The organism is Rhizobium chutanense (genome assembly GCF_002531935.1).
Taxonomy (GTDB): Bacteria; Pseudomonadota; Alphaproteobacteria; order Rhizobiales; family Rhizobiaceae; genus Rhizobium; species Rhizobium chutanense.
This window is the reverse complement of the sequence record NZ_NWSV01000043.1, coordinates 20,694-27,452: the sequence shown is the minus strand read 5'-3', so window position 1 is coordinate 27,452 and position 6,759 is coordinate 20,694. Positions and strand designations below refer to the sequence as shown.

The 6,759-nt window shown below is 62.9% G+C and carries 7 protein-coding genes; 5 read left to right on the top strand and 2 right to left on the bottom strand.

The features are described from left to right. Positions 1–150 precede the first annotated feature (150 nt). Both CO666_RS31665 and CO666_RS31660 read left to right on the top strand, forming a co-directional pair. Positions 151–687 carry an AAA family ATPase gene (locus tag CO666_RS31665; protein WP_097615862.1) on the top strand — a complete coding sequence of 179 codons (537 nt, stop codon included), beginning with the start codon at positions 151–153 and terminating at the stop codon, positions 685–687. A gap of 9 nt (positions 688–696) precedes the next feature. Next, positions 697–1,149, top strand: a complete 453-nt coding sequence (locus CO666_RS31660; RefSeq protein WP_097615861.1) for a type II toxin-antitoxin system RatA family toxin — start codon at positions 697–699, stop codon at positions 1,147–1,149. A 13-nt stretch (positions 1,150–1,162) separates the two neighbouring features. Here the strand turns inward: CO666_RS31660 and CO666_RS31655 are convergent, their stop codons facing one another. Together CO666_RS31655 and CO666_RS31650 are read right to left on the bottom strand one after the other, a co-directional pair. Then, a complete protein-coding gene (locus tag CO666_RS31655; RefSeq protein ID WP_179869794.1) occupies positions 1,163–1,660 on the bottom strand; it encodes a CinA family protein in 498 nt (165 codons plus the stop codon). Then, a complete protein-coding gene (locus tag CO666_RS31650) occupies positions 1,657–2,874 on the bottom strand; it encodes a bifunctional 2-C-methyl-D-erythritol 4-phosphate cytidylyltransferase/2-C-methyl-D-erythritol 2,4-cyclodiphosphate synthase (RefSeq protein ID WP_097615859.1) in 1,218 nt (405 codons plus the stop codon). The genes CO666_RS31655 and CO666_RS31650 overlap by 4 nt, the downstream gene beginning before the upstream one ends. 142 nt (positions 2,875–3,016) lie before the next feature. Here CO666_RS31650 and dusB point away from each other — a divergent pair, with 142 nt between their 5' ends. The 3 genes from dusB to ntrC are packed head-to-tail and all read left to right on the top strand — an operon-like array spanning position 3,017 to position 6,635. Next, positions 3,017–4,036: a tRNA dihydrouridine synthase DusB gene (gene dusB / locus CO666_RS31645; protein ID WP_097615858.1), complete on the top strand. Its 1,020-nt coding sequence runs from the start codon at positions 3,017–3,019 to the stop codon at positions 4,034–4,036. Beyond that, on the top strand, positions 4,033–5,187 hold the full coding sequence (locus CO666_RS31640) for a two-component system sensor histidine kinase NtrB (protein ID WP_097615857.1): 1,155 nt from the start codon (positions 4,033–4,035) through the stop codon (positions 5,185–5,187). The genes dusB and CO666_RS31640 overlap by 4 nt, the downstream gene beginning before the upstream one ends. Beyond that, a complete protein-coding gene (gene ntrC, locus CO666_RS31635; RefSeq protein ID WP_085737177.1) occupies positions 5,184–6,635 on the top strand; it encodes a nitrogen regulation protein NR(I) in 1,452 nt (483 codons plus the stop codon). Before CO666_RS31640 ends, ntrC begins: the two co-directional genes overlap by 4 nt. Positions 6,636–6,759: the final 124 nt, after the last annotated feature.

Below are 6,759 nucleotides of genomic sequence, written 5' to 3'. Positions count from 1 at the left end.
TGGCCGGGTGGCCACCCGGCCAGAGGCTAAGGCGCTTCCATCGCACGAAATCACTAACGTGCAGATACAAGGGGCAGGCCCCCGCCGATCTCCTCGGCCGAGGCGTCTCATTTTGAGGGCGACGATGAAGGTCAAATTGATTTGAAATCGATGCTGGTCGAAGCTGATCGTATCCTGGTGATCGGCTGCCCCGGCAGCGGCAAGAGCACGCTGGCACAGCGGCTGTCGCGAGCGCTCGACCTTGATTACATCTCCATGGATCGCGATTTCTACTGGCTGCCTGGCTGGAGAAAGAGGCAGCGCGACGAGATCGATCGCCTGATCGCCAAGGCGGTGGTGAAAGAACGCTGGATCATGGATGGAACCGGGCTGAGCTCCTTTCATCTGCGCCTTCCGCGTGCCAAGGCCGTCATTTGGCTTCGGCTGCCCAGATCTATATGCCTGTATGGAGTAATATCCAGAGCGTTGCGTTATTTCGGGCGCAATCGTCCCGAATTGCCTGCGGGCTGTCCCGAACGCCTCTCGCTGGAAGCGCTTGCCTATATCTGGAATTTCGAGCGGGATGCCGTTCCGTTGATCGAGGCCGCACTTCGGGATCATGTTGTCGGCCCCGAGGTGCCAATTCTCCAACTAAAATCCCGTCGCCAGATGCGCGAGCTTCTTGATCTTCTCCGCGCGCCCGCTTAAGTGCCGCCTATGCCGCAATTCGAAACGCACCGTCCCGTCCCGCACACGCCCGAGCAGATGTTCGACCTCGTTGCCGATGTCGAGCGTTATCCCGAATTCCTGCCGCTCTGTGAAGCGCTCGCCATTCGAAGCCGCAAGGAGCGGGATGGCAAGATCCTGCTCGTTGCCGATATGACCGTGGGATACAAGGCGATCCGCGAGACCTTCACGACCCAGGTGCTGCTGAACCGGGCCGAGCATGTCATCGAGGTCAAATATATCGACGGCCCGTTCAAATATCTCGACAATCGCTGGCATTTCGCCGAGACGCCGGCAGGCGGCTGCACGGTCGACTTTTTCATCGATTACGAGTTCAAGAGCCGCATTCTCGGCGCCTTGATGGGCTCGATGTTCGATCGCGCCTTCCGCATGTTCACCGAAGCCTTCGAGACGCGCGCAAGCAAGATCTACACTGCGGCCTGACAGAGCGCCGCGGTCAGCGGAGCGACAAGATCATCTCCAGCGCCGTCCTGACCGTTGCCAGCCGAACCTCGCTGCGGCCGATATCGCCGTAAAGCATCTTGCGGTGGATGAGCGCCCCGGCGCGTGATTTGGCGGCGAGATGCACGAGGCCGACCGGCTTTTCCGCCGATCCGCCGCCGGGGCCGGCAATGCCGGTGACGGCAACGGCGATCGCGGCGCGCGAGCGGAAGAGGGCGCCATGCACCATCTGCCGCGCGGTTTCTTCGGAGACCGCGCCGAACTGCAGCAATGTTTCCTCCTGCACCCCGAGCAGCTCGATCTTGGCTGTATTCGTATAGGTGATGAAGCCGCGGTCGACGACGGCGGATGAGCCGGATATCTCGGTCAGCGCCCCTGATATCAATCCGCCGGTGCAGGATTCGGCTGTGGAGAGCATCAGTCCGGCGGCCGTGAATTCACGGATGATCGTCTCTGCCGTCGAAAGGATGTCCGGAGGAAACAGGCTCATCATTTCCTCCCGCGATAGACGACGGTCGCCGTGGCGATCGCCGCAATGCCTTCGCGCCGACCGACGAAACCGATCGTCTCGTTGGTCGTCGCCTTGACCGAGCAGCGCTCGATATCGATGCCGAGATAATCCGACAGTTTCGCCCGCATGGCATCGCGATGCGGGCCGACCTTCGGCGCCTCGGCGATCAGCGAGACGTCGGCATTCATGATCGTGCCGCCATGCTCGCGCACGATCCGGGCGGCATGCTCGATGAAGATTTTCGAGGCCGCGCCCTTCCATTGCGGGTCGGACGGCGGGAAATGATCGCCGATATCACCGGCGCCGCAGGTGGCAAGCAGCGCGTCCGTCAGCGCGTGCAGCGCAACATCTGCATCCGAGTGGCCTTTGAGTTTCTGATCATGTGGGATGAACACGCCGCAGAGGGTGACGCCGTCACCGGCTTCGAGCTGGTGCACATCATAGCCGTTGCCGGTGCGCACATCCGGAAGCAGCGTGGCCGACAGCTTGTCGTCGGCCATTGATATATCGCGCTTGACCGTCAGCTTGACGTTATCGGGCGTGCCCTCGACGATCGTCACGGGAATGCCCGCCCATTCCGCGATCGAGGCGTCGTCGGTGAAATCGCTTCGCCCGCTCGCCGCCGCCTTCTCATGCGCATCGAGAATCGTTTCGAAAGCAAAGGATTGCGGTGTCTGCGCCGCATAGAGCTGCTCGCGGGAAACGGTCGTCAGCACGGTGCCGGCGCTGTCGGCGCGTTTCAGCGTATCGGTCACCGGCGTTGCCGGCAGCACCGCCTGCGCGCCGTCACCGAGGCTCCCGGCAATGCGGTCGAGAAGGGCATGGTCGAAGAATGGCCGCACCGCATCGTGGATCAGCACATGGCTGATTTGCTTGTCTTTGAGGTATCTGAGGCCGGCGAGCACCGATTGCTGGCGGGTCGGGCCGCCATGCACCGTTTCGATCGGCGTTGCCGAAATGATGTGGCGGAAGGCCTTGGCAAACAGTGCCTCGTCGTCGGGGTGAATGACGACGACGATCTGCGTTGCCGGCCCCCATGTCATGAAGTTTTCAAGCGTATGGACGATAACCGGCTTGCCGCCGATCAGGCGATATTGCTTCGGGCCTTCCTGGGAGGCGCCTGCGCGCTCGCCGCGGCCGGCGGCAACGATGACAATTCCGGCCGATATCGGTTGCTTGGAAGGCATTTGCAGCATAAATCCCCTAAAATATGCGGAATTGACCGGAGTGCTCTAACCCCTTGCTTTGGCCTTTTCCAGCATCTGCCCGAAAAATATCGATTCCGTCCCGAGCCCCCTTGGCAAGACATCGATCTATGGCTAAAAATAATGCAGTTCCATGGTGTGCCTGAAAGATAATCAATTGATTTCCAAGGACCTCGCAGCGCCTTTCCGAATCGGAGATGTATCCGTGCGGAACCGTGTTGTGCTGGCGCCGATGTCCGGCGTCACGGACATGCCTTTCCGCGAGCTCGCCTGGCGCTTCGGCGCCGGCCTCGTCGTCACCGAAATGGTGGCGAGCCGCGAACTGGTCAACGACACCGCCGAATCCTGGTCGCGGCTCAAGGCGGCGGGCTTCCGGCCGCATATGGTGCAGCTCGCCGGCCGCGAGGCGCACTGGATGGCGGAGGCGGCGAAGATCGCTGCCGATCACGGCGCGGATATCATCGACATCAACATGGGCTGTCCGGCCAAGAAGGTGATTGGCGGTTATTCCGGTTCGGCGCTGATGCGCGATCCCGATCACGCGCTCGGCCTCATCGAGGCGACGGTCAAGGCCGTCGACATTCCGGTGACGCTGAAGATGCGCCTCGGCTGGGACGAGAATTCGATCAACGCGCCCGAGATTGCCCGCCGCGCCGAGGCGGCCGGTATTCAGCTGGTGACCATCCATGGGCGCACCCGAATGCAATTCTACGAAGGCCGCGCCGATTGGGACGCGATCCGTCCCGTCCGCGAGGTGATCTCCATCCCGCTGATTGCCAATGGTGATGTCGAGACCGCGGAAGATGCGCGGGAAATTCTGCGCCGTTCCGGCGCCGACGCCGTGATGATCGGCAGGGGCTGCCAGGGCAGGCCATGGCATGCCGGCGTCCTAGCGGGCGCCGCCGGGCCACGCTCACAGGAGATCGCCGATATCGCCGTCGAACATTACGCGATGATGCTGGATTTCTATGGCGAGGCGGTGGCGATCCGCCATGCCCGCAAACATCTCGGTTGGTATCTCCAGCGTTTCGCCCCGGATCTCGCCGGCGGCGAAAAGGCCGCGATCATGACCTCGCGCGATCCGCGCGAGGTGACGGCGCGCCTTTACGATGCGCTGTCGGCCGGGATCGACGATAGCCGGGAGGCCGCATGACAAAGGATACGACCTTTCCGCCCGATCAGGCCGGCGGCACCGTCGCCATGGCCGTGCTCAATGCCATCCAGAACCCTGTCATCATGGTCGACGAATCCGGCTTCGTCGTTTTCGCCAATTGGGAGGCGGAGGCCTTCTTCGGCGCCAGCGCTTCGCATCTGGCGCGTTATCGCATCTCGACCTTCATTCCCTTCGGCAGCCCGCTGCTTGCCTTGATCGACCAGGTGCGCGAGCGCAGGGCGCCGGTCAACGAATATCGCGTCGACCTGAGTTCGCCGCGTCTCGGCCAGGACAAGCTCGTCGATCTCTACGTCGCCCCCGTGGTGAGCGAGCCCGGCGCTGTCGTCATCGTCTTCCAAGAGCGCTCGATGGCCGACAAGATCGACCGGCAGCTGACGCATCGCGCCGCCGCCCGCTCGGTGACCGGTCTCGCCTCGATGCTGGCGCATGAAATCAAGAACCCGCTTTCCGGCATCCGCGGCGCTGCCCAGCTGCTTGAACAATCGGCGGTCGACGACGACCGGGCACTGACCCGCCTGATCTGTGACGAAACCGACCGCATCGTTTCGCTGGTCGATCGCATGGAAGTCTTTTCCGACGAACGCCCTGTCGACCGCATGCCGGTCAACATCCATTCCGTGCTTGATCATGTGAAGGCGGTCGCCAAAGCGGGTTTTGCCCGCAACATCCGCGTCACCGAGAGTTACGACCCGTCGCTGCCGGCCGTCTATGCCAATCGCGACCAGCTCGTCCAGGTCTTCCTCAATCTGGTGAAGAACGCCGCCGAAGCGGTCGGCGACCGGCCGGATGGCGAGATCATGCTGACCACGGCCTATCGTCCCGGCATTCGTCTTTCGGTTGCCGGCACCCGCGAAAAGATCTCGCTGCCGCTGGAATTCTGCGTCCACGACAACGGCCCCGGCGTTCCCGCCGATCTGCTGCCGCATCTCTTCGATCCCTTCATCACCACCAAGACGAACGGCAGCGGCCTCGGCCTGGCGCTGGTCGCCAAGATCATCGGCGATCACGGCGGCATCATCGAATGCGACAGCCAGAACAGCCGCACGACATTCCGCGTTCTCATGCCGGCGTCGAAGGACGCCTCGCTCGAAGACGCCTCTTCCGCAAGCTCGACAGGACATTCTCGATGACAGCCACGATCCTCGTTGCAGATGATGATGCGGCCATCCGGACCGTGCTCAACCAGGCTTTGAGCCGCGCCGGCTACGACGTTCGCATCACCTCCAACGCCGCTACCCTCTGGCGCTGGATTTCGGCGGGCGAGGGCGATCTTGTCGTCACCGATGTGGTGATGCCCGACGAAAACGCCTTCGACCTCTTGCCGCGCATCAAGAAGGCGCGCCCCGAACTGCCGGTCCTGGTCATGAGTGCGCAAAACACCTTCATGACCGCCATCAAGGCCTCGGAGAAGGGCGCCTACGACTACCTGCCGAAGCCTTTCGACCTCACCGAATTGATCGGCATCATCGGCCGCGCGCTCGCCGAGCCGAAGCGCAAGCCCGCCAAGCTCGAAGAGGATGTGCAGGACGGCATGCCGCTGGTCGGCCGCTCGGCAGCGATGCAGGAAATCTATCGCGTGCTCGCCCGCCTGATGCAGACGGACCTGACGCTGATGATCACCGGCGAATCCGGCACCGGCAAAGAGCTCGTCGCCCGCGCCCTGCATGATTACGGCAAGCGTCGCAACGGCCCCTTCGTGGCGATCAACATGGCGGCGATCCCGCGCGACCTGATCGAATCGGAACTCTTCGGCCATGAGAAGGGCGCCTTCACCGGCGCTCAGACCCGCTCGACCGGCCGCTTCGAGCAGGCCGAGGGCGGCACGCTCTTCCTCGATGAGATCGGCGATATGCCGATGGATGCCCAGACCCGGCTTCTGCGCGTGCTGCAGCAGGGCGAATACACCACCGTCGGCGGCCGCACCCCGATCCGCACCGACGTGCGCATTGTCGCCGCCACCAACAAGGATCTGAAGCAGGCGATCAATCAGGGCCTCTTCCGCGAAGATCTCTATTACCGCCTCAACGTCGTGCCGCTGCGCCTGCCGCCGCTGCGCGACCGCGCCGAGGATATTCCCGATCTCGTGCGCCATTTCATCCAGCAGGCCGAAAAGGAAGGGCTCGGCTCCAAGCGCTTCGATCAGGAAGCGCTGGAACTGATGAAGGCCTATGCCTGGCCGGGCAACGTCCGCGAGCTGGAAAACCTCATCCGCCGTCTGATGGCGCTTTATCCGCAGGATGTCATCACCCGCGAGATCATCGACGCCGAGCTTCGCTCCGACGTGCCCGACAGCCCGATCGACAAGGGGCCGATCCGCTCGGGCTCGATGACGATCGCGCAAGCCGTCGAGGAGAATATGCGCACCTATTTCTCGGGCTTCGGCGAAAACCTGCCGCCGCCCGGCCTCTATGACCGGGTGCTGACGGAAATGGAATATCCGCTGATCCTGGCTGCGCTGACGGCAACGCGCGGCAACCAGATCAAGGCAGCCGATCTTCTCGGCCTCAACCGCAACACCTTGCGCAAGAAGATCAGGGAACTGGGCGTCTCGGTCTACCGGAGTTCCCGCACCGCCTGAATGAAAAGAGGGCGGCGGGCCCTCATGTTGCCCACCGCCCGCCTCCTCCCGGCGTCCGCCGCCACGGTCGGGAAGAGAGTTGAATCTAGCCGAGCCCGGGCGCGGTTTATATCCGGGCGGACAA

Excerpts from the sequence above, each read along its gene's own strand:
- CO666_RS31665 (WP_097615862.1), top strand. The coding sequence starts at position 151 with ATGCTGGTCGAAGCTGATCGTATCCTGGTGATCGGCTGCCCCGGCAGC.
- CO666_RS31660 (WP_097615861.1), top strand. The coding sequence starts at position 697 with ATGCCGCAATTCGAAACGCACCGTCCCGTCCCGCACACGCCCGAGCAG.
- CO666_RS31655 (WP_179869794.1), bottom strand. The coding sequence starts at position 1,660 with ATGATGAGCCTGTTTCCTCCGGACATCCTTTCGACGGCAGAGACGATC.
- CO666_RS31650 (WP_097615859.1), bottom strand. The coding sequence starts at position 2,874 with ATGCTGCAAATGCCTTCCAAGCAACCGATATCGGCCGGAATTGTCATC.
- dusB (WP_097615858.1), top strand. The coding sequence starts at position 3,017 with ATGGTGTGCCTGAAAGATAATCAATTGATTTCCAAGGACCTCGCAGCG.
- CO666_RS31640 (WP_097615857.1), top strand. The coding sequence starts at position 4,033 with ATGACAAAGGATACGACCTTTCCGCCCGATCAGGCCGGCGGCACCGTC.
- ntrC (WP_085737177.1), top strand. The coding sequence starts at position 5,184 with ATGACAGCCACGATCCTCGTTGCAGATGATGATGCGGCCATCCGGACC.